The 22,840-nt window shown below is 59.6% G+C and carries 13 protein-coding genes and 1 pseudogene; 4 read left to right on the forward strand and 10 right to left on the reverse strand.

Annotation, left to right across the window (positions count from 1 at the left end; genetic code table 11):
* The 6 genes from glgX to glgA form a co-directional block, all read right to left on the reverse strand.
* Positions 1 to 2,160, reverse strand: a complete 2,160-nt coding sequence (glgX, locus tag ACM6IQ_RS15345) for a glycogen debranching protein GlgX (RefSeq protein WP_017339073.1) — start codon at positions 2,158 to 2,160, stop codon at positions 1 to 3.
* A 207-nt stretch (positions 2,161 to 2,367) separates the two neighbouring features.
* On the reverse strand, positions 2,368 to 2,709 hold the full coding sequence (locus tag ACM6IQ_RS15350) for a DUF2934 domain-containing protein (RefSeq protein ID WP_414879234.1): 342 nt from the start codon (positions 2,707 to 2,709) through the stop codon (positions 2,368 to 2,370).
* Positions 2,710 to 2,711: 2 nt separating this feature from the next.
* A complete protein-coding gene (locus ACM6IQ_RS15355; protein WP_414879235.1) occupies positions 2,712 to 5,498 on the reverse strand; it encodes a malto-oligosyltrehalose synthase in 2,787 nt (928 codons plus the stop codon).
* Positions 5,495 to 7,573, reverse strand: a complete 2,079-nt coding sequence (malQ, locus tag ACM6IQ_RS15360) for a 4-alpha-glucanotransferase (protein ID WP_017339070.1) — start codon at positions 7,571 to 7,573, stop codon at positions 5,495 to 5,497. The genes ACM6IQ_RS15355 and malQ overlap by 4 nt, the downstream gene beginning before the upstream one ends.
* Positions 7,570 to 9,366 carry a malto-oligosyltrehalose trehalohydrolase gene (treZ, locus tag ACM6IQ_RS15365; protein ID WP_414879236.1) on the reverse strand — a complete coding sequence of 599 codons (1,797 nt, stop codon included), beginning with the start codon at positions 9,364 to 9,366 and terminating at the stop codon, positions 7,570 to 7,572. The genes malQ and treZ overlap by 4 nt, the downstream gene beginning before the upstream one ends.
* Before the next feature lie 14 nt (positions 9,367 to 9,380).
* Entirely contained in the window at positions 9,381 to 10,967 is a 1,587-nt protein-coding gene (gene glgA / locus ACM6IQ_RS15370) for a glycogen synthase GlgA (protein ID WP_017339068.1), read from the reverse strand.
* A 555-nt stretch (positions 10,968 to 11,522) separates the two neighbouring features.
* On the opposite strand from glgA, the gene ACM6IQ_RS15375 reads away from it, so the two are divergent.
* Positions 11,523 to 12,335: a crotonase/enoyl-CoA hydratase family protein gene (locus ACM6IQ_RS15375; protein WP_017339067.1), complete on the forward strand. Its 813-nt coding sequence runs from the start codon at positions 11,523 to 11,525 to the stop codon at positions 12,333 to 12,335.
* A gap of 7 nt (positions 12,336 to 12,342) precedes the next feature.
* Positions 12,343 to 13,173, forward strand: a complete 831-nt coding sequence (gene nudC / locus ACM6IQ_RS15380; protein ID WP_017339066.1) for an NAD(+) diphosphatase — start codon at positions 12,343 to 12,345, stop codon at positions 13,171 to 13,173.
* On the opposite strand, the gene ACM6IQ_RS15385 is transcribed toward nudC, so the two are convergent.
* The 4 genes and pseudogenes from ACM6IQ_RS15385 to ACM6IQ_RS15400 form a co-directional block, all read right to left on the reverse strand.
* Entirely contained in the window at positions 13,141 to 13,920 is a 780-nt protein-coding gene (locus ACM6IQ_RS15385) for a TSUP family transporter (protein WP_017339065.1), read from the reverse strand. The two genes, nudC and ACM6IQ_RS15385, sit on opposite strands and share 33 nt — an antisense overlap.
* Before the next feature lie 113 nt (positions 13,921 to 14,033).
* Positions 14,034 to 14,141 (reverse strand): annotated as a pseudogene (locus ACM6IQ_RS15390) (hypothetical protein); the annotation flags it as partial.
* A gap of 106 nt (positions 14,142 to 14,247) precedes the next feature.
* Positions 14,248 to 14,724: a DUF1348 family protein gene (locus ACM6IQ_RS15395; RefSeq protein ID WP_414879237.1), complete on the reverse strand. Its 477-nt coding sequence runs from the start codon at positions 14,722 to 14,724 to the stop codon at positions 14,248 to 14,250.
* Between the two features lie 55 nt (positions 14,725 to 14,779).
* Positions 14,780 to 15,343: a TetR/AcrR family transcriptional regulator gene (locus ACM6IQ_RS15400; RefSeq protein WP_017339063.1), complete on the reverse strand. Its 564-nt coding sequence runs from the start codon at positions 15,341 to 15,343 to the stop codon at positions 14,780 to 14,782.
* Between the two features lie 215 nt (positions 15,344 to 15,558).
* Here ACM6IQ_RS15400 and pssA point away from each other — a divergent pair, with 215 nt between their 5' ends.
* Both pssA and ACM6IQ_RS15410 read left to right on the forward strand, forming a co-directional pair.
* Positions 15,559 to 16,902, forward strand: a complete 1,344-nt coding sequence (gene pssA / locus ACM6IQ_RS15405) for a CDP-diacylglycerol--serine O-phosphatidyltransferase (RefSeq protein ID WP_017339062.1) — start codon at positions 15,559 to 15,561, stop codon at positions 16,900 to 16,902.
* A gap of 107 nt (positions 16,903 to 17,009) precedes the next feature.
* Complete coding sequence (locus tag ACM6IQ_RS15410) at positions 17,010 to 22,814, forward strand: hypothetical protein (protein ID WP_414879238.1); 5,805 nt, start codon at positions 17,010 to 17,012, stop codon at positions 22,812 to 22,814.
* The last annotated feature ends 26 nt before the right edge of the window (positions 22,815 to 22,840 follow it).

Here is a 22,840-nt window from a genome sequence, read left to right on the forward strand (position 1 = left end):
TCACTCTTCTTCCTCATGCTGCAATTCGAACAACAGCAGCGAACGGCCGGTGACGGAATATTCGTGACCGAACTCGAAGCGTTCCTGACCACGAATCGACGGTTGGTTGGTGTCGACCATGCAGGTCCAGAAACCGCCGTCCGGGACTTCGGGCAAGGTGAAGTTGACGATGTCATGGTGGGCGTTGACCACCAGCAGCAAGGTCGCGTCACCGCCCTTGCGGCGGATCCCGGTTTCCTGTGCGCGACCATCAAGCAACATGCCCAGGCATTTGCCGTGCGCGTCTTCCCATTGCTCAATGCTCATCTCGCTGCCGTCCGGTGCGAGCCAGGTGACGTCCTTGACGCCGATGTCCTCGTTGTAATTGCCCACCAGGAATCGTCCGCGACGCAGGATCGGGTAGGTCAGGCGCAACTTGATCAGGCGTTTGACGAACTTCAGCAGGGCCTTGCCGTCTTCGCTCAGGTCCCAATTGACCCAGCCGATCTCGCTGTCCTGGCAATAAGCGTTGTTGTTGCCCTCTTGAGTGCGGGCAAACTCGTCACCGGCCACCAGCATTGGCGTGCCCTGGGACAGCAGCAGCGTGGCGAAGAAATTGCGCATCTGCCGCTGGCGCAGTGCGTTGATTTCAGGGTCGTCGGTCGGGCCTTCGACGCCGTGGTTCCAGGACAGGTTGTTGTTGCTGCCGTCCTGGTTGTTCTCGTCGTTGGCTTCGTTGTGTTTGTCGTTGTACGACACCAGGTCATTGAGGGTGAAACCGTCGTGGGCGGTGATGAAGTTCATCGACGCATACGGCCGGCGGCCACGCTGGTTGAACATTTCGCCCGAAGCCGTCATACGACTGGCGAAGTCAGCCAGTTGACCGTCATCGCCTTTCCAGAATGCACGCACGGTGTCGCGAAATTTGTCGTTCCATTCGACCCAACCTGGCGGAAAGCCGCCGACCTGATAACCACCGGGACCACAGTCCCACGGCTCGGCAATCATTTTCACCTGGCGCAGCACCGGGTCCTGTCGGCAGGCAACGAGGAAGCTGTGACGCTCGTCGAAGCCATCGTGATAGCGACCGAGAATGGTCGCCAGGTCGAAACGGAAACCGTCCACGTGCATTTCCGTGGCCCAGTAACGCAGAGAGTCGGTAACCATTTGCAGCACGCACGGGTGACTCAGGTCCAGGGTGTTGCCGGTGCCGGAATCGTTGATGTAGAAGCGCTTGTCGTCGGGCATCAAGCGATAGTACGAGGCGTTGTCGATGCCGCGCATCGACAGGGTCGGGCCTTGTTCGTTGCCCTCGGCGGTGTGGTTGTAGACCACGTCGAGAATCACTTCGAGATTGGCTTCGTGCAGGTGCGCGACCATCTCCTTGAACTCGGCGATCTTGCCGCTGGCCAGGTAGCGCGGGTCCGGGGCAAAAAACGCGATGCTGTTGTAGCCCCAGTAATTGGTCATGCCCTTGTGCAACAAATGCTGGTCATTCACAAATGCGTGAATCGGCAGCAATTCCACGCTCGACACACCGAGTTTGCGGATGTGTTCCAGCACATCATCGACCATCAACCCGGCGAAGGTGCCACGCACGTTCTCGGGGACGGAAGGGTGCCGCATGCTGATGCCGCGCACGTGGGTCTCATAAATGATCGTCTTGTCCCACGGCACGCTGACGCGATGGTCGTGACCCCAGGTGTGCGCCGGGTCGATGACCTTGCATTTGGGCACGAACGGCGCGCTGTCGCGTTCGTCGAAACTGAGGTCGGCGTCGGGATGGCCGATGGTGTAGCCGAACAGCGCCTCGGACCATTTCAGCTGGCCGACCAGTTGTTTGGCATAAGGATCAATCAGCAGTTTGTTGTGATTGAAGCGATGACCGTTGGCCGGATCATAGGCACCGTAGACCCGGTAACCGTAGATCAGCCCCGGATGGGCGTCGGGCAGGTAACCGTGGTAAATCTCGTCGGTGTATTCCGGCAGTTCGATGCGTTCCAGTTCGACTTCGCCGGCGTCATCGAAAATGCACAGTTCGACCTTGGTCGCGTTGGCGGAAAACAACGCAAAGTTGACCCCCAGACCATCCCAGGTGGCGCCCAGCGGGAAGGGCAAGCCTTCACGGATTCGCGAGGCCTCGGCTTGAGGTGCTGGCGCGGATTTTTTCGGACTGGTCATAGGTGCTCCTGCAAAAATGGGAGTTCTTTGCAGGAGCGCGGCTTGCCCACGTGGGCGGTGAGTCAGACCATTCAAGTGTTGACTGAAACACCGCCTTCGCGGGCAAGCCTCGCTCCTGCTCAATTTTTCGTGTTTTCGTGGGCGAACGCGCCCACGGTGGCGAGCGGGCTCGCCACGAGTTCAATCAAGTGCAAACGAAGTGAAGCGTCAAACCGCGGGTGGTTTTTTCGTGGCACGCGGTTTTTTCTCGGCCATTTTTTCACCCGGCGGCGTTACTTTCGCAGCCGCCGCGGCCGGTTTGCCCTTGGCTTTCGATGCCGCAGCCTTGCCATCGGCCTGCCCGTTGAGCTTGCCATCCGCTTTGACTGCCGGTTTGACGGTGGCGGCTTTGCTCCCGGCGGCTTTCGGTGACTTCTTCGGCGCCAGGGCTTCAGCTTCCGCCAGCTTGCGAGCCATCTCCCAATGACGAACTTCCTCGCCCTCGGGTTTCCCTTCCGATTCCCAGATCTGATAGGCAAATTCGCGGATGCGTTTTTCGTCGGTGCTCATCGCTATGCTCCTGAACTGAACTCAAGGTTTTGGATAAAGAGATTGACCGGGAAATCCCCCAGCGCGGCGCCAATCATCAGCTCCTTGTGTTCTGTGACTGTGACGCTGGAAAAAAGTCCCTTCAGATTGTCGTCAGGGGTGGTGAACGGTAATTTGACCCGCGTATCGCCCCACAGCTGCGCGCCGACCTTGGGTTCGGCACTGTTTTCCAGCAGGCCCGCACAACGTATCGGTACGATCACGATGGCCCGCTTCTGGTTGTACGAACGCGCAAATGCCAGCACCCGGTGCGCCTCGCTGCCGACCACTTCCAGGGCTTGATACGACCCTCGCTGAAACAGCTCGGGATGCTCGGCGCGCAGGTTCAACGTGCGCGCAATCAGGGTTTGTTTGATGTGCCCGTTCCGCCAGCTCGCCAGCAGGTCAGGCACGTCCTGCGGACGCTGCATGGCCTGGTGGCGACTGGCGTAATCCACCGGGCGGCGGTTGTCCGGGTCTACCAGCGAGAAGTCCCAGTACTCGTTGCCTTGATAAAGGTCCGGAATGCCCGGCACGGTCATGCGCAGCAAGGTTTGCGCCAAGCCGTTGAGTGCACCGGGTGCAGCAATCGACATCGCCGCATTACCGAGGGCTGCGCGCAGCCGTTCACCTTCAGGGCTGAGTAGCAGGCGTTCGAGGAATTGGTGAGCTGCGTTTTCGTAAGCGTCGTTCGGCGCGCTCCAGCTGCTTTGCAACTTGGCTTCGCGCAAGGCTTTCTGTTGCCACTGCCACACACGTTGAGTGTAGTGCTCGAACGCGGCTTTATCGTCATTGCGCAGATCCAGTGGCCAGCTGCCAAGGAGCGCCTGATACAGGATCAGCTCATCGCCGGCGGACGGCATCTGGTCGTCGTCGCGCAGCGGCCGGGCCAGTGTTTGCCAGAGCGGCACCTGCCAGGCGAACCACGCGCTGCGCTCGCTCAACACCGCCAGCCTGGCGCGGGTGTCTTCGCCGCGTTTGTGGTCGTGGGTCGCAGTGGCCAACAGGTTATCGGGGAATTCTTCGAGGCGATTGAGGCACGCGGCATGGAAGTCGGCCACCGGCGCGCTGAACTGCTCGGTGCTGAACCCCACATCATTGCGCGACAGCAGAACTGCCGAGCGATAGAACGCGGTGTCTTCCACGGCCTTCGCCGCCGCCGGCGAGGTCAACTGCTGAAAGCGTACGCAGGCATGCTTGAGCATCTTGCGCGGACGGCCCACCGGACGCTTGCGCCACGGTTCACCCCCCAGCCATCGGGCCAGGCAATCAAGCACGGGCCAATCGGCCTCACCGAGGGTTTGCCGCGCACCGTCCAAGGCTTGCTGGAAAAACACATCATCCTGCGCGGAGCGCCCACGGGGACTGATGTAAGTGCGATACACCGGAAAGTGCACGATCAGTTCCTGCAATGCCCGGCGAATCGCGCCGAGGGTCAGGTCGCGGGTCATCAGGTCATCCCGGGCCACTTGCAACAGGGCCTGGGCGACACTTTCGAAATCACCGGCGAGGGAACCGTTGAGGATCTGCTGGCGCGCCAGTTGGGCTTCCTGACGGAAGTCGGCGGGCCGTTCGCTGTAGCGACTCCACAACTCGCTCAGGGTTTGTGCGCCCTCCGGGTCATGTTGCAGCAATGACAACTGGTTCATGAATTCGTAACCCGTGGTGCCATCCACCGACCAGTCACGGTGCAGGGTTTCCCCCTCGCCAAGGATCTTCTCGACGTAGATCGGCAAGTGCCGATCCGGTGCCAGGCTGTCGACCCGCCGGCGCAGTTTGCGGCAGTAACCACGCGGGTCGGCGAGGCCGTCGATGTGGTCGATGCGCAGACCGTCGATCAAGCCTTCAGCCACCAGTTCGAAGATTTTCGCGTGGGTCGCTTCGAACACCGCCGGACGCTCCACGCGCAGGCCGCCCAGTTCGTTGACATCGAAAAAGCGCCGCCAGTTGATGTCGTCCGCTGCCGTACGCCAACTGGCGAGGCGATAGCTCTGGCGCTCCAGTAACTGATGCAGACGCTGGAAGCCGTCGGGCGTGAGCGAATCGTAGGCTTTCAGGTTCTGTTCAATGATGTGCAGCACGGCCGGGTCGCTGGCGAGTTCACGCAGCTCGTCTTTCAACGGCATCGCCAGACGGTGGGCGTCGTTCTGATAACTCAAGGTGCTGAAGCGGTCGGCCAGTGATTTGAGTTGCTCGTCATCCGCTTTCAGCAGTTCGCCAAAATTCATCGGGCAAATCGGGAAGTGATGATCGTAATGCTCAACGTAAAACGCGCCATGCTGCGCATCGAAACGCAAGGGCAGGGTGCCGTCCTGCAACGCAACGCCGTAATCGCTGCCGAGGAAGGGCAACAACAGCTGGCCTTCCATCAACGGATCGGGCGAATGCCACTGGATGTCGAAGAACTCGCCATAGGGGCTCAGGCGTCCCCATTCCAGCAAGTCCAGCCACCAGGGGTTGTCACCGCCGCCGACCGCCATGTGGTTGGAGACGATGTCGAGGATCAGCCCCATGTCCTGTGCACGCAACGCGCTGACCAGCCGGCGCAATGCCGCTTCGCCGCCCAGTTCAGGATTGACCGTGGTCGGGTCCACCACGTCATAACCATGCATGGAGCCGGCGCGGGCGCTCAGCAGCGGCGATGCGTAGACATGGCTGATGCCGAGGCTGGCGAAATAGGGCACCAGCGGCACCGCATCGTCGAGCGTGAAGCCTTTATGAAACTGCAGTCGCAAGGTCGCCCGCAGCGGTTGGGTACGTGGCGGATTCATCGGTCACGCTCGGCGGCCTGAAGTCGCGCGCAAGCGAGCAGTTCCAGACGCCTGGCGGCGTCCGGGTCATTGAGCAATGCTTCGCTGTCGCCGGGCAAACGTCGCGACCAATTGGGATGCGTATCGATGGTGCCGGGCAGGTTGGCCTGCTGTTCGATGCCCAGGGCATCCTCCAGCGGCAGCAACACCAGCGGAGCGCGGGTATGGCCGAGGAAACGAATGGCGGCGTCGAGTACCTGATCGGTTTCGTGGGACTCCTCGCGGAAGTTCTGCGGGTCTTCGCTCAACACCCGCCGCAGGCCTTCGCGCTCCCGTTCGCGATGATGGCGCCACTCGATTTCACCTTGGGCATCGACCAGCCCCAGTCGAGCGTTCCAGTCGATGTCGCGGCCATGCCACCAGCCATTGAGCGTCGGCAAGTCATGGGTGCTGGTGGTCGCCAAGGCGTTGTCCGGCCAGTCGAGAATCGGTTTGAAGCGAGCGTTGTCCTGTTCGAACAGCATCACGCGCATGCCGAGGATCGAGCGGGCGATGAGTTTTTCCCGCAGACCGTCCGGTACCGTCCCGAGATCCTCGCCCAGGACGATGGCCTGATGCCGATGGGATTCCAGGGTCAGAAGGCGCAACAGGTCGTCAACCGGGTAATAGAGATAAGCACCGTCAGCGGGTGAGGCGCCGTTGGGGATCACCCACAACCGTTGCAGCCCCATGACGTGATCGATGCGCAGACCGCCCGCGTGGGCGAAATTGGCCCGGAGCATTTCGATAAAGGCGCGAAAGCCATTGCGTACCAGGCCTTCGGGCGAGAACGCGGAAATTCCCCAGCCCTGGCCGGTGCGGTTGAGGATGTCGGGTGGCGCACCCACGGTCAGGGAGGCGAGCAATTCATCCTGGCGACTCCAGGCCTGGCTGCCGCCGCCGTCGGCACCCACCGCCAGGTCAGCGATCAAGCCAATGCTCATGCCGCTACTGCGGGCGGCGGTTTGTGCGCGCTCCAGGCAGCGGGTGATCAGCCATTGGCAGAAGGCAAAGAAGCCGATGCGCCCGGCATTCTCTTCGGCGAAGTCAGCCAGCGCCGCGCTACGCGGATCGCGCCATTGCTCGGGCCATTCGCGCCAGTCGAGGTTTTCACCCTTGGCTGCGCGGGCTTCCTGAATGGCTTCGAAGCGACAGTGGTTTTCCAGGGCTTCGCCGGCAGCGTGGCGGAAACTGCTGAAGTCTTCATGCAGCGGGTGTTCGCCCTGGACAAAGCCTTCGTACAGCGCTTGCAACAGACGGTGCTTGGCTTCGGCCGCGACGGGCCAGTCAACCAGTGGCAGCGCCTCGAGGTGCTTGAGTTCAGCGGCGAGCCCGGTGGCATCTATCGCTGTGCGCATTGCGCGCTCACCAAGGATCGCACCGGGCGCGGCGTACAGGCTGTTGAGAAACAAACGGCTGGACGGCGAATAGGGACTGTAGCGCTGGGTGTCGTTGCTGAACATCGCGTGCAGCGGACTGATCGCCAAGGCTTCGGCGCCCCGTTCACCGGCCACCCGGGCGAGATCCTCGAGGGCCTGGGTATCGCCGAAACCGCCATCGCCGGGACGGCGCAGCGAATACAGCTGCACGCTGAGGCCCCAGGCGCGGGGGATCGGACTGTCGACGGCGTCGCCGACGCTGTAGCAGCGCGACGGTGCCACGGCCAGCGTAAAGGACTGCCCGTCAATGCTGACGTGCTGGTAACCGACCGGGATCAGACCGGGTAATATCGCCTCGGCATCCAGTTTCAGGCTGAGCCGCGAACCATCTTCAAGGTGGATCTCGCAGGGTGTCTGCGGCTCGAAGTAATGCGCCAGGTTGAGGCCCACGCCAAAGTCTGCGGTCAACAGCGGCGGCAAATGCCGGGTCTGTTGCACCTGCTGCAATTCGAGCAGGCTGGCGTCGATTTCCTGGGCGGTGCCGGCCGGGTGGCCGAGTCCGGTCAGGACGTTACGTAACACTGATGGGGCGACTTTCTGTGGGCGGCCGTTGGCGTCGATCCAGTCGACCGCCAGGCCAGCTCGGCCGGCCAGTATTTCCAGTTGCGCATCGCTCATTGGCGCTCTCCATCCGGGGGTAGCAAAGGGGCCGCGGCCGTGAGGCTGACTAGCGCGCAATATGGGGCAAGGGTGCCCTGATCCAACAGGTCGGCGGACTCCGGCGGGTGTTCGAACAACAACGCATTGCCGGCCTGTGGGGAGTGGACCACTGGCTTGCCGCTGAGGTTCAGGTCAATGCGCAGCAGGCTGCCATCGCCCAGTTGCCAGCGCGCCGTGACGGCGCCTTCGGCCAGCACATCGGCGCCCAGTGGATGGGCGCCGGACACGTGCGGCACGATCCGCTCATGGCGGATTTTCAACAGTTGGCAATACAGCTGGTACATGGCGGAGTCTCGACTGGCCGTCAGGCAGGGGCGAGAGTCTTCGAAGGTCTGCTGTGCATTCGGGTCGGGAATCCGTTCACGTTTCTCCGGATCGGCAAACGCATCAAACGCGGCAAACTCGTTACGTCGGCCTTCACGGACCAGTTCCGCGAGCTCGCCGTGATGGCTGGTGAAGAACAGGAACGGTTGCTCGGCGGCGAACTCGTCGCCCATGAACATCAGCGGGATCATCGGCGACAACAGCAACAGTGCGGTCGCGGCTTTCAGCGCGTCGGGGTGGGCCAGTTGCGGCAGACGTTCACCGAACGCACGATTGCCGATCTGGTCATGGTTCTGCAAAAACAACACGAACGCGCTGGGGGGCAGGTGCCCGCTGGGCTCGCCCCGCGCTTCACCGTGTCGGTTGGTGTGGCCCTGGAACACGAAACCCTGACTCAGGCAACGAGCCAGTTTCTCTGTGGGATTGTCCGCGTAGTCGGCGTAATAGGCATCGGTTTCACCAGTCAGCAGGACGTGCAACGCGTTGTGGCCGTCGTCGTTCCACTGCGCGTCGAAGCCTTCCTGCAGCAGGCTGGCCTGGTTGTGCTCGTTCTCGACCGTCAACCACACATGCCGCACCGGATCGGTCTGCTGGCGAATCCGTTGTGCCAGCTCCTGAAGAAAGTCCGGGCTTTCGATGGCGTGCACCGCATCGAAGCGCAAACCGTCAAAGCGGTATTCCAGCAACCACATCAACGCATTGTCGATGAAGAAATCACGCACCTCGCGCCGCCGGAAATCGATGGCCGCGCCCCAGGGCGTGTGCTTGTCTTCGTTGAAGAAGCCCTTGGCGTAGCGATGCAGGTAATTGCCATCCGGGCCGAAATGGTTGTAGACCACGTCGAGGATCACCGCGAGGCCATGGCCGTGGGCGGTGTCGATCAGGTGCTTGAGTTGTTCAGGGGTGCCATAGGACGCCTGGGGCGCGTAGGGCAGCACCCCGTCATAGCCCCAGTTCCGTTCACCGGGAAATTGTGCGATAGGCATCAGCTCGATGGCCGTAATGCCCAACGCCGCGAGGCGCTCGAGGTGCTGTTCGACTGCGCTGAAGCCGCCCAGCGCACCGACATGCAACTCGTAGATCACCGCCTCGTTCCATGGCCGTCCCAGCCAGGCGCTGTGTTGCCAGGTGTAGGCGAGGGGATCGACCACCACGCTGTGCAGGTGAATGTCGCCGGCCTGCGCGCGGGAGGCGGGGTCGGGGACTTCAATCTCACCGTCTATGTTGTAGCGATAACGCGTACCTGCGGGGCAACGCGCCTTGATCACGAACCAGCCATCGGCCTGAGGCAGTAGCGGCAAGGATTGTCCATCTTCCAGTTCGACACTGACAAAAAACGCATCTGGCGCCCACAAGGCAAAACGCGTGTGTTCTGCGTCCAGCATGATTGCGCCGTGGGGCCAGGTCTCAAGGGTCCGTAACGGCATTGTTCAAAAACCTCTTACTGTCTGTTCGATTTCCCCAGCGCCTTGGCGACCAGCTGTTCGTAGAGTTCTGCGTAGGGTTCGACCGCTTTGCACCAATTGAACGGCGCAGCCATGGCGCGGCAACGCATGGCATTGAGCAGGTCGGGAAAGGCAAACACCTTGAAAGCCCGGCTCAACGCTTCCTGATAACTCTCGACGGTGGATTCGTCGAACAGGAAACCGGTCACGCCGTTTTCGATGGTGTCGGCCAGGCCGCCGGTGTTACGGGCCACCGGCAACGAGCCGAAGCGCTGGGCGTACATCTGGCTGAGGCCGCACGGTTCATAACGCGATGGCATCAGCAGGAAATCGCTGCCGGCGAACATACGGCGGGCGTCGGTTTCGTTGAAGCCGATGCGTACACCGATTTGCCCGGGGAAACGCAGGGCCAGTTCGCGCATGGCTTGTTCTTCTTCCGGCTCGCCGCGACCGATGATCGCGATCTGGCCACCCGATTGGACGATGTACTCGGACACGGCTTCGGTCAGGTCCAGGCCTTTCTGGTACACCAGGCGCGAGACCACGGCGAACAGCGGACCTTCTGAATCGTCCAGGCCAAACAGGTCGCGCACGTGCGCCGCATTGACCGCTTTGCCTTCCCAGTCACCGATGCTGAACGGGCGGAACAGGTGCGAGTCGGTGGCGGCGTCCCAGCTTTCATCAATGCCATTGGGAATGCCGCTGAGCAGACCTTGCTGGGTCTTGGCGGCAAGAAAACCGTCGAGACCGCAGCCGAAGGCCGGGGTGGTGATTTCCTGGGCATAGGTGGCGCTGACAGTGGTGATGTGGCTCGAATAGGCCATGCCGGCCTTGAGGAACGACATCTTGCCGTAGAACTCCATGCCTTCCTGTTGCAGAGCATGTGCGGGAATGCCCAGTTCCGGGCACGACCCAAGACTGGTCACGCCCTGGTAGGCGAGGTTGTGAATGGTGAACAGCGTCGGGGTGCGTTGCCCACGCCAGTGCATGTAGGCAGGCGCCAGGCCGGCAGGCCAGTCATGGGCGTGCACCAGGTCCGGGCACCAGTGAATTTGGGCAAGGTTGGCAGCGATATCGGCAGCGGCCAGGCCCAGGCGGGCGAAGCGGATATGGTTGTCCGGCCAGTCACGACCGTTGTTGGCGCCGTAGGGAGACCCTTCGCGCTCGTAGAGTTCCGGGCAGATCAACACGTAAATGACCAGGCCGTCGGGCATGTCCATGCGCCCGATCTTGCAGGGTGGCAATGCGGCATGACCACCGAGCTCGCCAATAATGTGAATCGGGTTTTCGCTGTGCAGCACTTGCGGGTAGCCGGGGATCAGCACACGCACATCGTGCAATAGCGCCATGGCCCGGGGCAGTGCTGCCGAGACGTCGCCCAGACCGCCGGTCTTCACCAGGTCGGCGATTTCCGAGGTCACGAACAACACTTTCTTTCGATTGGGGTTCTGACTGGCCACCGGTATCAGCGTCTTGGTGCTCGGGACGTTGATCGATTTGGCACTTGGGGCGCTCACGGCGCTCGTATCGCCGACCTGCTGATGAGCACGTTCTCCCTGAATGTCTAAAGCCGCACTGATCATATGAATCTCCCGTGTTGTTGATCTAATTCTCAGGTCTGGCAAACGGTGTTTCGTGGCCAATTCCTGTGGCCGGGCGCAAACGCGCGACGCACTGGGCAGCAAACGCGACCCATGCGTTGAAGCAGATTGGCTGGAGTGGACGCTGCAAGGATTGCACCAGTCGCAACGCACCTACCTTTCAGAGGACCGGCCACGAAGAGCAAAAGTTTCGATTATTTTTGCACTTTGTGACCGACCGGTTTTGCCTCGCGAAAATGAGTCTAGGCCAGAACTTAGAGCGGTGAAGCACAGATGGCAAAATTGTTCGACAATCGGTTCAATGAGGTACGGACGTGCATGAAAAGGGTTCAAACGCTCCGACGAAGTGCACGTTTTTTTGCGATCGAGCCCCAAAAGGTAACCTGGCGTTCACATGAATGTGCGAGTGCTGTCACGCCTGCGCACTACGCTGGTGCGCCATGCAGTCCCGCTTTTGGCCGAACCGCTGCCTTACTGCCGAACGGCATGCCTTGTTATAGTTCGGGCCTCATTTTTGCCCGGTAAAGGATCACTGCCATGTCTCAGTACACTGCGTTCACCGTCGAACTGGCCGATAAAATTGCCCATGTGCAGATCAATCGTCCGGAGAAGATCAATTCGATGAATGCCGCGTTCTGGAGCGAGATCATCGAGATCTTCCAGTGGATCGACGACACCGACGAAGTGCGGGTGGTGGTGCTCAGTGGCGCCGGCAAACATTTCTCGTCCGGTATCGACCTGATGATGCTGGCCGGCGTGGCCAATGAGCTGGGCAAGGACGTGGGGCGCAACGCCCGCCTGCTGCGGCGCAAGATTCTGGCACTGCAAGCTTCCTTCAATGCCGTCGACAATTGCCGCAAGCCGGTGCTGGCGGCGATTCAGGGTTACTGCCTGGGTGGCGCGATCGATCTGATAGCCGCCTGCGACATGCGTTATGCCGCCGAAGATGCGCAATTCTCGATCAAGGAAATCGACATCGGCATGGCCGCCGACGTTGGCACATTGCAACGCTTGCCGCGGATCATCGGTGACGGCATGCTGCGTGAACTGGCTTACACTGGTCGCTCGTTCGGCGCCGAGGAAGCGCGCACTATCGGTCTGGTCAATCGCGTCTACAGCGACACCGCCAGCCTGCTCGACGGCGTCATGGGCATTGCCCGCGACATCGCCAGCAAGTCGCCGATTGCGGTCACCGGCACCAAGGAGATGATCAGCTACATGCGTGACCATCGCATCGACGACGGCCTCGAATACGTCGCCACCTGGAACGCCGCCATGCTGCAATCCACCGATTTGCGCGTGGCCATGGCCGCCCATATGAGCAAACAGAAACCCGAATTTCTGGATTGATTGAAAAATGACTTCACGCTGGACCACTGCAGTACTGGACACCGATCAACCGGGCGGCTGGGCCGTCGCGCGCAGCCCCGAAGGCTTCCTGTTTGACGACAATGGCGCGCTGTTCCCGCGCGAATGGCTCAAGCGTCAGGACCTGACGATTCTTGCCGAACATGGCATAGGCCACCTGGATGGCGAGCCGGTGTATCTGCTGGAGCTGCGCAGTCACAGCGAAGTGCCGGGCTGCAACTGGAAAGGCCTGCGGGCGTTCATGCTCGACGGTGATCACGCCGTTTACAAGGTGCTGGGGTATGCCGCGCAAATCGGCACCTGGGCCCGCGAGCACCGCTTTTGCGGCAATTGCGGACAGGCCACGAAGCAAGTCATCCGGGAGCGGGCGATGTACTGCGAACCGTGCGACCTGCGTTATTACCCGCGCATTTCGCCGAGCATGATCGTGCTGATTACCCGTGGCGATGAAGTCCTGCTGGCGCGTTCACCGCGTTTTGTCACCGGGGTCTACAGCACGCTGGCCGGATTCGCCGAGCCGGGCGAGTCGGCCGAAGATTGCCTGATTCGCGAGGTTCGCGAGGAAGTGCAGATCGAGGTCAAGAACATCCAGTACATGGGCAGCCAGTGCTGGCCGTTCCCGCACTCGATGATGCTCGGCTTTCACGCCGAGTACGCCGGTGGCGAAATTGTCTGTCAGGAAGACGAGATCGAGGACGCCCAGTGGTTCAACGTGCACGAGCTGCCGCCGTTGCCGGCGTCACGCTCGATTGCCCGTTACCTGATCGACGTCTATGTGGCGCGGCGTCTAGGCCACGCTGAACCAGTGTTGCCAGGCTAGCCGCACGGTCAGGCCCAGCACCACGGTGATGAACACCGGACGAATGAATTTGGCTCCGCCACTGATGGCGGAGCGGGCGCCGAAGAATGCACCGACCATCACCGACAGGCCCATGCATAGGCCGATGATCCAGTCCACTTGCCCGGAAAAGATGAACACCGACAGCGCCGCAATGTTGCTGACGAAGTTCATGCTGCGCGCCACACCGCTGGCCTTCACCAGGTCGATGGGGTACATCAGCATACTGCTGACGGTCCAGAACGCACCGGTGCCGGGGCCGGCCACGCCGTCGTAGAAACCCAGGCTGAAGCCTTGGGTCGATTGCCACTTTTTCTTGATCGGCGCGTTGCTGTCCAGCGGCGCTTTCGGCGTGCCACCAAACAACAGGTAGAGGCCACAGGCGAACACGATCACCGGCAGCATCTTGTTCAGCCATTCGGCGGGCAGGTAATGCGCAACCACCGCACCGGTCAACGCGCCGACCAGCGTGCCGACAATGGCGTGCAGCCACTGCCGGGGATGGAACAGCTTGCGCCGGTAGAAGGTGAAGCTGGCGGTGGCCGAGCCGAAAGTCGAACTGAGTTTGTTGGTGCCCAGCACCAGATGCGGCGGCAAGCCGGCGGTCAGCAGCGCCGGGGTGGTCAACAGACCGCCGCCGCCGGCAATGGCGTCGATGAAACCGGCTATGAAGGCGACAACGGCCAGAATGGCCAGGGTGGAGAGATCAACGCTGAGTTCGAAAGGCATGGAATCGACTTATTCGGCGGGGTGCAGGAAAGGGCTGCGGGGAAGGGCCGATATCTTACCTACATCCAACTTCTGCTGCGACCGCGCTGCCCCAATTCCTTGTAGGCTCGGATTCAGATTTTACGGTCGGGCCCATTCCCGATCTGCCACACAAACGGCGGCTCAGTCCCGTTAATCGCCCAATCCCCGACAATCCGCGCATTACGCCAATGCCTGTTCAGCGAACACAAGCAGGCTCGCCCGCGATGGCAGCGTCACATTCAACACATTGGCTGACTGACATTCCGCTATCGCGGGCGAGCCCGCTCACAGTTGATCTATGTGAATTCAAAGACCGAGATCGGACAGCCCTGGGTGATCATCCGGCCGACGACCCAGCGGCCAGTGGAACTTGCGGTCGCTTTCCTTGATCGGCATGTCGTTGATGCAGGCGAACCGGTTGGCCATGAGGCCGTTCTCGTCGAACTCCCAGTTTTCGTTGCCGTAGGAACGGAACCAGTTGCCCGAGTCGTCGTGCCATTCATAGGCGTAGCGCACAGCGATGCGGTTGCCGGTGAACGCCCAGAGTTCCTTGATCAGCCGATAGTCCAGTTCCTTGGCCCATTTGCGGGTCAGGAAACCCTTGGCTTCTTCACGGTTGTAGGCGAATTCGGCGCGGTTACGCCATTTGGTGTCCAGGGTGTAGGCGAGGGACACCCGTTCCGGGTCACGGGAGTTCCAGCCGTCTTCGGCCAGGCGAATTTTTTCGATGGCGGACTCACGGGTAAAGGGCGGCAATGGCGGACGAACTTCGGCGTTAGACATGTAAAGTCTCCCTATCAAATTAAAGTTCAAGCAAGTTGTCGGGCTTGGTTAAGTGTTACAGGTCCAATAACTTTCGCGCCATGCATTGCGCATTATCGGCGGCACTGTGATCACCCATGACAAGCGCCACGGTAATGGCACCGTCGATCAGGATCAGCAGCTGTCTGGCCTGCGTCTCCGGGTCTTTGGCGCCATGTTCGGTGCAGAGCTCGCGCACGTAGTCGAGCAGCTTCTGTTTGTGTTCTTTGGCGACCAGGCGAACCGGGTCTTGCGGGTCGCCGGTTTCACCGCTGGTGTTGATGAAGGCACAGCCACGGAAGCCTTCCGAGGCAAACCAGGTCTTGAGCACGGTAAACAGGTTGAGCAGGCGATCGGCCGGGGTTTCGGCCTGGTCGACGGCGGTCCTGTACCAGTGCATCCAGCGCACGTCGCGCCGTTGCAGGGCGGCGACGGTCAGCTCCTCCTTATTGGCGAAGTAGCGGTAAATGCTTTTTCTGGAGACGCCGGCGGTTTTCACCAGAAGATCCATGCCGGTGGCAGAGATGCCACTTTTGTAGATCAACTTTTCGGTGACGTCCAGAATGATGTCGCGTGTGTCGTTGCTAGTTATTTCGTTCATGCGGCCAACAGTAGAACGATCGTTCTCCTTGGTCAAGCGGCTTTTTTATTATTGATTGGATAGCTATCGCTTGCAGGCCCGCTCCCACAGGGGAATGCATTTCAGATGTGGCAGCTAGCCTGCTGGCGATGAGGGCAGCACAGACACCAGCAAGACCCAAGCCCATCCATGGTGTAAGCTCTCGAACTCTCCGGATTCGACCCATTGCGAGCCCTATGCCGTCGCTTTTCAAACGCTCTCTGCTGCCTAAACTGCGCAGTTTTCCGCTGACCGCCGATGCCGTCACCATCCTCTCTGGCGCTGCCGAGTTCCGTCGTTGCCTGCTGGAAAAAATCGCCGCAGCGACCCAGCGCATCTACATCGTCGCGCTGTACCTGCAACAGGATGAAGCCGGCCAGGAAATTCTCGATGCCTTGCACGCCGCGAAACTGGCGCGTCCGGAACTGGACGTGGTGGTGGTCGTCGACTGGTTGCGCGCCCAGCGTGGCCTGATCGGAGCCGGCAAGCAGCCGGGCAACTCGGCGTGGTACCAGGAAACCACGCGCACCCACGACAGCGTTGTACCGGTGTACGGCGTGCCGGTGCAGACCCGCGAGCTGTTCGGCGTGCTGCATTTGAAAGGCTTCGTGATTGATGACTGCGTGATCTACAGCGGCGCCAGTCTCAACAACGTCTACCTGCACAAGTTCGACAAATACCGCTACGACCGTTATCACCTGCTGCAGAGCAGCGCGCTGGCCGATTCGATGCAGCACCTGGTCCAGCACGGCCTGGTCGCCTCGAAAGCGGTGCATCGCCTCGATCTGCCGAACCTGCCGACCACCCGCAGCCTGCGCAATGACATCGGCGACCTGCGCAGCCGCCTCAAGCACGCTACGTACGACACCACTATGGGCAGCACTGCCAAGGACGGTTTGTCGGTCAGCCCGTTGCTCGGGGTGGGCAAGAACAATCCGTTGAGCCGGGTGATCTGCGAATTGATCGCCAGCGCGCAGCATCAACTGACGATCTGCACGCCGTACTTCAACTTGCCATTGGCGGTGACCCGGGAAATCAATCGGGCATTGGCGCGTGGCGTGAAGATCGACATCGTGGTCGGCGACAAGACCGCCAACGACTTCTACATCCCGCCGAGCGAGCCTTTCAAGGTGATCGCAGCATTGCCCTACCTCTACGAGATCAGCCTGCGCCGTTTCGCCAAGCGTCATCATCGCAGCGTCGACAGCGGTCAGTTGAACCTGCACCTGTGGAAGGACGGCGACAACACCTATCACCTCAAAGGCATGTGGATCGATCAGCGTTATACCTTGCTGACCGGCAACAACCTCAACCCGCGAGCGTTCCGCCTCGACCTGGAAAACGCGTTGCTGATTGATGACCCAAAAGGGGAGTTGCTGCAGCCGCGTCGCAGCGAGCTGGCGGAGATTTTCCAGCACACCACGCGTATCGAGCGGTATCAGGATCTGGAAACTCTGCCGGATTACCCGGCGGCAGTGGCCAAGTTTCTCAAGCGGGTGAGTCGAGTGCGGATCGAGCGATTGTTGTATCGGATTTTGTAAGTTTCAGGTGCTTTGAAGGGGCACCGGACTTTGGGCGTTATTTGATAGTGAGGGGGCGGGACAGGTTCTAGCGTGCCGCCGTGACCTCATGAAACAAGAGATTTCCAATGCCCGCTCCGTGTGGCCCTTCCAATGCAACGCCTTCTGCATTCTCCTTCCGTTCAGGCAATGACACGCCTGATTCGACCCGGGTCAGCAAGCAACTCCTCAAAGCGCAAAACATCCCCACACGCACGATGCTCCCCGGAGCCAGATTTCCGGTGTTCGATTCATCGTTCTCAGCAGAGTTGAACGACCTTTATCCTCCGGTGTATCGCAAGGGGGATGGGTATCCTGGCGAACTGGTCTTCGATCAAATGTCGCTTGAGAAAACCTGGGCTTCCTTGAGAAAGCACTTGAAGACACAGCGGCTTTCGGAACAGGAGGTGCTTGATGTTTTGAAAAGCGGCCTTTTGCAAACCGATGTGGGTCGTTCGATGGCTGACTTGTTCGTGGAGGCGATGATGCGTTCGATTCAGCCCAAAGGCGACCTGACCGTCGAGCGACTGCGCGCCATTGTCGAGGTCATCTGCCATTTGCCGCCGGACCGCTGGGGGGAGGTATTCGGCGAACGTCTCGAATTGTTCGCAAGCGCCAACCCCGACAGTGTTCTCGGATTTATACAGTTACACAGGAATTCATCGCGACATCAATTAGACGAGCTGATCGCCAATGGTGAGTTGTTGTCGGATCTTCAGTGGCAATGCCTGCGCACCACCGTCAGGGACTGCCGGTCGTCAATCAGGCCATGGCGTGAGGGGCGAATCGAAAGCACGCTGACCAAGCTGGAAGAGTTTTTGACTGTCCGGCCATCACCCGCAGAGACCAGATTTTTATTGGGCGAATTTCTGCAACGCCTGGATGAGACCACTCAACGTGAGCGTTTCCCGGACCGGCACAAACGGGCAGTCCAGGCGCTCTGGCAAAATATCGAGCTGAAGTCTGTGCCGCCATTGTTCAACGAGTGGACAGACCCTGCGTGGCTGACGGCCGGCGTACAGCATTGGGTCAATCGGGCGAATTCGGCACTCAATACACTGGGCGCGTTGCCCGTGATGGATTTGGGTAAAGCATTGTTCAATGGTGCGAAGTCGGCAGGCAAAACTGCGGCAACGGGGGTGTGGGCTAGTGCGTCGACGGCAGTTTCGACGGCGATTATCGCGTTTCAGGAGGAAGCTAAACGGGGCGGCGTTTCTGTCAATAGCGAAGCTGGAAAAGCACTTGCAGACACCGGGCAGGAGGATGGCTTTTCACTGCTCTCGGCGTTGGAAGCAATTAATCAGAATGCTGACTTCTTCAAACATATCGATGTCCGTGGAACACCTGTACCGCAAGGGGGGTGGGCCAAACTGTTGTATGTGCTGAATGTCGTCGACAATGCCCGGCAGCTGAAGGTCCCCGTGGCCGAGCGGCCCGTTCTCCCTGGCCGGCCCGCTCAGCTGGCGCAACCGCCAGTGCAATATGAAAGCGGGAGCCCATCATCCGTTTCGCCACAGATTAATGTGACTGTCGCAAACGCCGCAGTCCTAGGCCAACCCTTCAATGTCCCCCAGCCTGTGCGTTTGGACGGTACACGGCCCCGCCCACATGCACAGGAAAATGTGGCATCACTCTATGTCGGAGCATTTGAGCAAGCCGAACTGTTTGCCCGGCACATCGATGAATTACTTACGCAATCCATGCATTTGCTGACCGGCTGGCACCCCGTCGAAGCAGTCGAGCAGACTGAACTTGTCCCGCTGCGCACCCTGTTTGGAGCGCTTCCAGACCTGCTCAAACCCTTCCTCCCTCATGAGTCGGAACCTGTAGCCAACCCGGACAGTCCTTACGCGCCGACAGTCGAACCGCTGGAACAACAGCAGCGTTTCATCGATACGTTGTACTCCGATCTTGGCGTATGGCTTCAGACAGTCGGCAGTTACCTGTCCGCGATGGGTGTGTCGACGTTGAACTCCGTGACGGGTATTGCCCGGCAGCACCCACGCGCCGCCGCAACGATCGCGATGGCCACAATTTATGCGGCTGTCCATGAATTCCACAAACTCCGGGCCGGGGCAGTTATCGGTGGTCCACACTTTATCCAGGAACAAGACGCCGGACTGCGTGGCGACATCTTGAATGAAGTGGAAACCGCCCTGAGCGCAATGCCATCGGTTGACGAGGCTATCAGGGCGCGAATCGCCGACTCGACTTTTGAGGATCCTCACGAGGATCCCCGATTGGTGAACGATGTTGCCGGCTTGTTGCTGCAGCCGGTGCCATGGAACCGGAACATTAGCAGCGCTGAATTGATCCTCGAGGTCGCCGAACACCCCCGGGATGACTATTTCAAGCACCACGATCTTGCTCCACTCATTGATGAGGGCACGACAGAGCCAGAACGTACACAACGATCAAAACGGGCCGCCGAGTGGGTGTTGGAGACGTTGAATGATCCGGGCGCGCTCTCCACCGCGGATCATCAGTTGCACAGTGACGTCCTTACAGTGCTGGAGTCCAATCGGAACACCCCAGTGGTGATCCCTGCGGGGACGCTGATCCACTCATCGGTCGAACTGTACAAGCAAGCCGTGAACGACAACGCGCTTCTGGAGTTCTTCACTGCCAAAGGCCTGGCCTTGCCAACGCTGCGCATCCATCACGACCGGGTGACAGGGTCCATCACCAAAAACGGCCTGACCACCCTCCACGAATTCGGGCTGTGGGATCATTCGGGGTGGTGGCCGGCGGCAAAATCACTGTTGCCGATCCTGAAATTGCTCGACCCCGGCGATTTCGGGTTGTGTCATTTGAGTTCGGACTCCAACGCCATTCCTCGCGATACTGTGCTCGGGTTTTACGGGGTAAACCCGCCATCCCGGACAGTGAGCGCACAACAAATCGCCAGCCAATTGAAAACTTCGGCGTGGCCCGCGTTCTCTACCGCTAAAAAGGCGCGCCTGGAAAAAGCGATCGAACAGGTCAAACAGATTGCTGACGTTGCCAAGGAGTGCGCACTGTTGGTCACTGCCCTCGAACGGGTGGTAAAGGACAAGGCCGATAGCGCGCCCGTTACCTTGTCGGAAACCATGGCTGGTTTTGTCAGCAGACCACTTGAGCAGGCAAGCCAGGAAATACGCCGTCACCTGCATGATTTACTGGCGTTGCCAGCGATGATCGAACTTTGCCAGGCTCTGAAAATCGACTGCAGCCTATTCCCTGTCAGGCTCGCTGAGCGAAAAATCCAAGTGTTCTCCGAGGGGATCTGGGTTGATCTGACTGGCGCTGTGAACGCACGGCCTGCGTTAAAGGCAGCGCTCGACAAGTTGTTTGAGCAGGCCAGAACATCCGGCGGCGCACTGTACTCCAGTACGTCTGCTGACCTGCTGCAAGTCATCCGTTTCAGAGGCTTTGATGCGCCCAAAAATGTCGCAGAGGTGCGTAACATCATTGGTTGGCTGAACACGTCAATGCCGCCATCCCCACCGTTAGGCAACTATGGGGCAGACTGGCCGTTGGCTAATACTGCGCCTGTCACGCTATCAAACGCTGAAAAGACTCAGATTATTGAGTTGTCCAAAGTACTTCTGGACGGATCGCCGTCAATCTTCCACGCGTTGGGTACTTATCCGCTCACCGGCACCTCAGTCGAACAGCGGCGAAACAATGCCCACCATTTGCTCGCTGAGATTTTCGACACGTATGGTGCCGACGCTTGGGGACAGCAATTGGTCAAAAAACTCAATTGGTACGGAGCCACCGAAGGGCAAACGGCTTCCATGGAGCACTGCCAGCAGCTCCTGTGCACGGCGATAAAACTGAGCGTTGATCCCGACGCGCCTGGCAAGTCCGGAAACATTGCCGGTTACGATGTTTATCAGCCCAGCAACAGAGGGCGTGAACTGGGTGCGATACGTGCCGATATCGAAAATCATTTGATTAGTGACAAGGGTGTCAGCGCGCTGACTGCACCACTGGTGGCGCACTTGTTCCTGGCCGAGGTTGCCCCGGAGTTCCTCGTGCCTGGCGGTAGCAAACTGCACATGGGAACGGTCAACTGGATGACGTTGCGCCTGGGCGTTGCCATCGTGGAAGCAACGAATCAGGGCTGTTCCCGTGCGATGCCCGCCGACCAGCTCATGGCGCTTGCAGTGCTTGATCCAGCCACCGAAGAAAGCCGCCTGTTGTTTCAGAGCGCCGGTGTCGACATCTTAGTGGCATGGGGTGTCATGAACGGCGTTATTCGACAGAGGCACACGTCATCCTATTCACCCGGGGATTATGAATACGCCGCCAAAATGTTCGCCAGGCAGCGCACTGACATTGCCAAGGCATTGCAGACCTTTTCCCGCCCGCTGCAAACGCGCAGGGACATGGCCATCATTGAGTTACGCAAGGTATTTCCGGATGCCAGTGACCACGAAATAGGGGCGATGAAACTCTGGTCAAAATTATTGGGTGCCAGCTGGAACCTCCAGGCCGCCAAAGGGACCACCCACGATCTGGTCGAGGTGTACATGGCCGGTGACTTGACCCCTGAAAATTGGTGGCAACCCAGCCGGATGGGGATGACGCAAGGGGTGTGGGAAACCAGAATCCAGGCACTACCAGACCTCGACACGCTTTTAACGTCTTCCGTGGACAGCTATTTCGCCGGATTTTCTGAAGCGTTTATCGCTCCAACCCAACTGCTGTTCGCCGAACTGCCTTTGCAAGACCGCCAATGTATTGAGCTGGGGACCATCGAACTGTTCACCTTGCGAGAAGAAACCGGGAGGATAAAAGAGGATGAAACACGCGAGCTTCAGGCGGCGGCTCGGGGGGGATATGGCACGCTGATACGCTGTGAGCACGGTGGAAAAATCAGCTACTTCGAAGTGTTCCCGGCGCAGATGAAAATCATCAAGCGTTCGGACCTGCCCGATGTGCTGCCGCTGAATGGCGTGATGACAGTCGAAAAAGTCAAAGTCAGTAAAGGTTCTCCAGTCAATGCAGTCGTTCAGCGAGGCGCTGAGTTGCCCTTCGATTTTCTGGCATATACAACAGGGGCCGCACCGCGAACCCATGTCAAATCACCCAAGTTGATCATCGAGAAATTGGGTGACAGCTTTGCCGCTACGCCGCTGGTGGGTTACGCGGATGAAACAATATACGTCCCCAATAGTTACTTCTCGCCCAAGCTGGCGAGGATCATCAGTGCGGTGATCAACGATAATTTTCTGCAGGGGCAAAAGGCGGTTCTGCTGGATCGCGCCAAAGGACTCACACCCCGGGACAAGCAGAAGCAATTCTGGGAAAACCTGAAAGGCTTTGCACTGCAGCTGATTCCCTTCGTCGGCTGTGTGAGCGATTTGAGCACCGGGACGCGCATGGGCTTGATCAATGGCGTGTTTGGGTGTTTTTCCGATGCTGTTTCAAGCCTGTCCGGATTGGTCGGTGGCGTGAGTACGGCAGTGGGCGTGGTCAAGTCTGTTTCACCGGTCAAGGTGAAGGCTTTTGAGTTAATGAAAATCAGCGCGGGTTCAGTCCATTCGGTCATCAACCCGTTGAGCGGATTGCCTGATCTCCTCTCGGGCACTGCAAGAGGCATGCGGCGCTTTGGTCAAATGCTGACCAGTCGTGTATTCGATATCACTCAAAACGGCCTCGGTCGCCTGCAAACCGGCCTCAATCAAGTCAGGGGCTTTTTCGGAGGAGCCGCCGGGGCGGCGGGGAAAAAAATGTCGGGTTGGGTGGATGCTGATCACGCGCTCATGCAAGGCATTCACCGAGGCACTAACACCACGGCCATTCATCAGAACAACAAATGGTATGGCGTGGACAATAGCGGTAGGCCTTTCGGGCCTGCACTTGTGGGTTTCATCCCTCTGGATCTAAAACTTCAGCAGCGCTGACCCCGCCTGGACGGCTTCGCGAGCAA

It is taken from the genome of Pseudomonas sp. IT-P100 (assembly GCF_949767185.1).
Classification (GTDB): Bacteria; Pseudomonadota; Gammaproteobacteria; order Pseudomonadales; family Pseudomonadaceae; genus Aquipseudomonas; species Aquipseudomonas fluorescens_B.

Excerpts from the sequence above, each read along its gene's own strand:
- glgX (WP_017339073.1), bottom strand. The coding sequence starts at position 2,160 with ATGACCAGTCCGAAAAAATCCGCGCCAGCACCTCAAGCCGAGGCCTCG.
- ACM6IQ_RS15350 (WP_414879234.1), bottom strand. The coding sequence starts at position 2,709 with ATGAGCACCGACGAAAAACGCATCCGCGAATTTGCCTATCAGATCTGG.
- ACM6IQ_RS15355 (WP_414879235.1), bottom strand. The coding sequence starts at position 5,498 with ATGAATCCGCCACGTACCCAACCGCTGCGGGCGACCTTGCGACTGCAG.
- malQ (WP_017339070.1), bottom strand. The coding sequence starts at position 7,573 with ATGAGCGATGCGCAACTGGAAATACTGGCCGGCCGAGCTGGCCTGGCG.
- treZ (WP_414879236.1), bottom strand. The coding sequence starts at position 9,366 with ATGCCGTTACGGACCCTTGAGACCTGGCCCCACGGCGCAATCATGCTG.
- glgA (WP_017339068.1), bottom strand. The coding sequence starts at position 10,967 with ATGATCAGTGCGGCTTTAGACATTCAGGGAGAACGTGCTCATCAGCAG.
- ACM6IQ_RS15375 (WP_017339067.1), top strand. The coding sequence starts at position 11,523 with ATGTCTCAGTACACTGCGTTCACCGTCGAACTGGCCGATAAAATTGCC.
- nudC (WP_017339066.1), top strand. The coding sequence starts at position 12,343 with ATGACTTCACGCTGGACCACTGCAGTACTGGACACCGATCAACCGGGC.
- ACM6IQ_RS15385 (WP_017339065.1), bottom strand. The coding sequence starts at position 13,920 with ATGCCTTTCGAACTCAGCGTTGATCTCTCCACCCTGGCCATTCTGGCC.
- ACM6IQ_RS15395 (WP_414879237.1), bottom strand. The coding sequence starts at position 14,724 with ATGTCTAACGCCGAAGTTCGTCCGCCATTGCCGCCCTTTACCCGTGAG.
- ACM6IQ_RS15400 (WP_017339063.1), bottom strand. The coding sequence starts at position 15,343 with ATGAACGAAATAACTAGCAACGACACACGCGACATCATTCTGGACGTC.
- pssA (WP_017339062.1), top strand. The coding sequence starts at position 15,559 with ATGCCGTCGCTTTTCAAACGCTCTCTGCTGCCTAAACTGCGCAGTTTT.
- ACM6IQ_RS15410 (WP_414879238.1), top strand. The coding sequence starts at position 17,010 with ATGCCCGCTCCGTGTGGCCCTTCCAATGCAACGCCTTCTGCATTCTCC.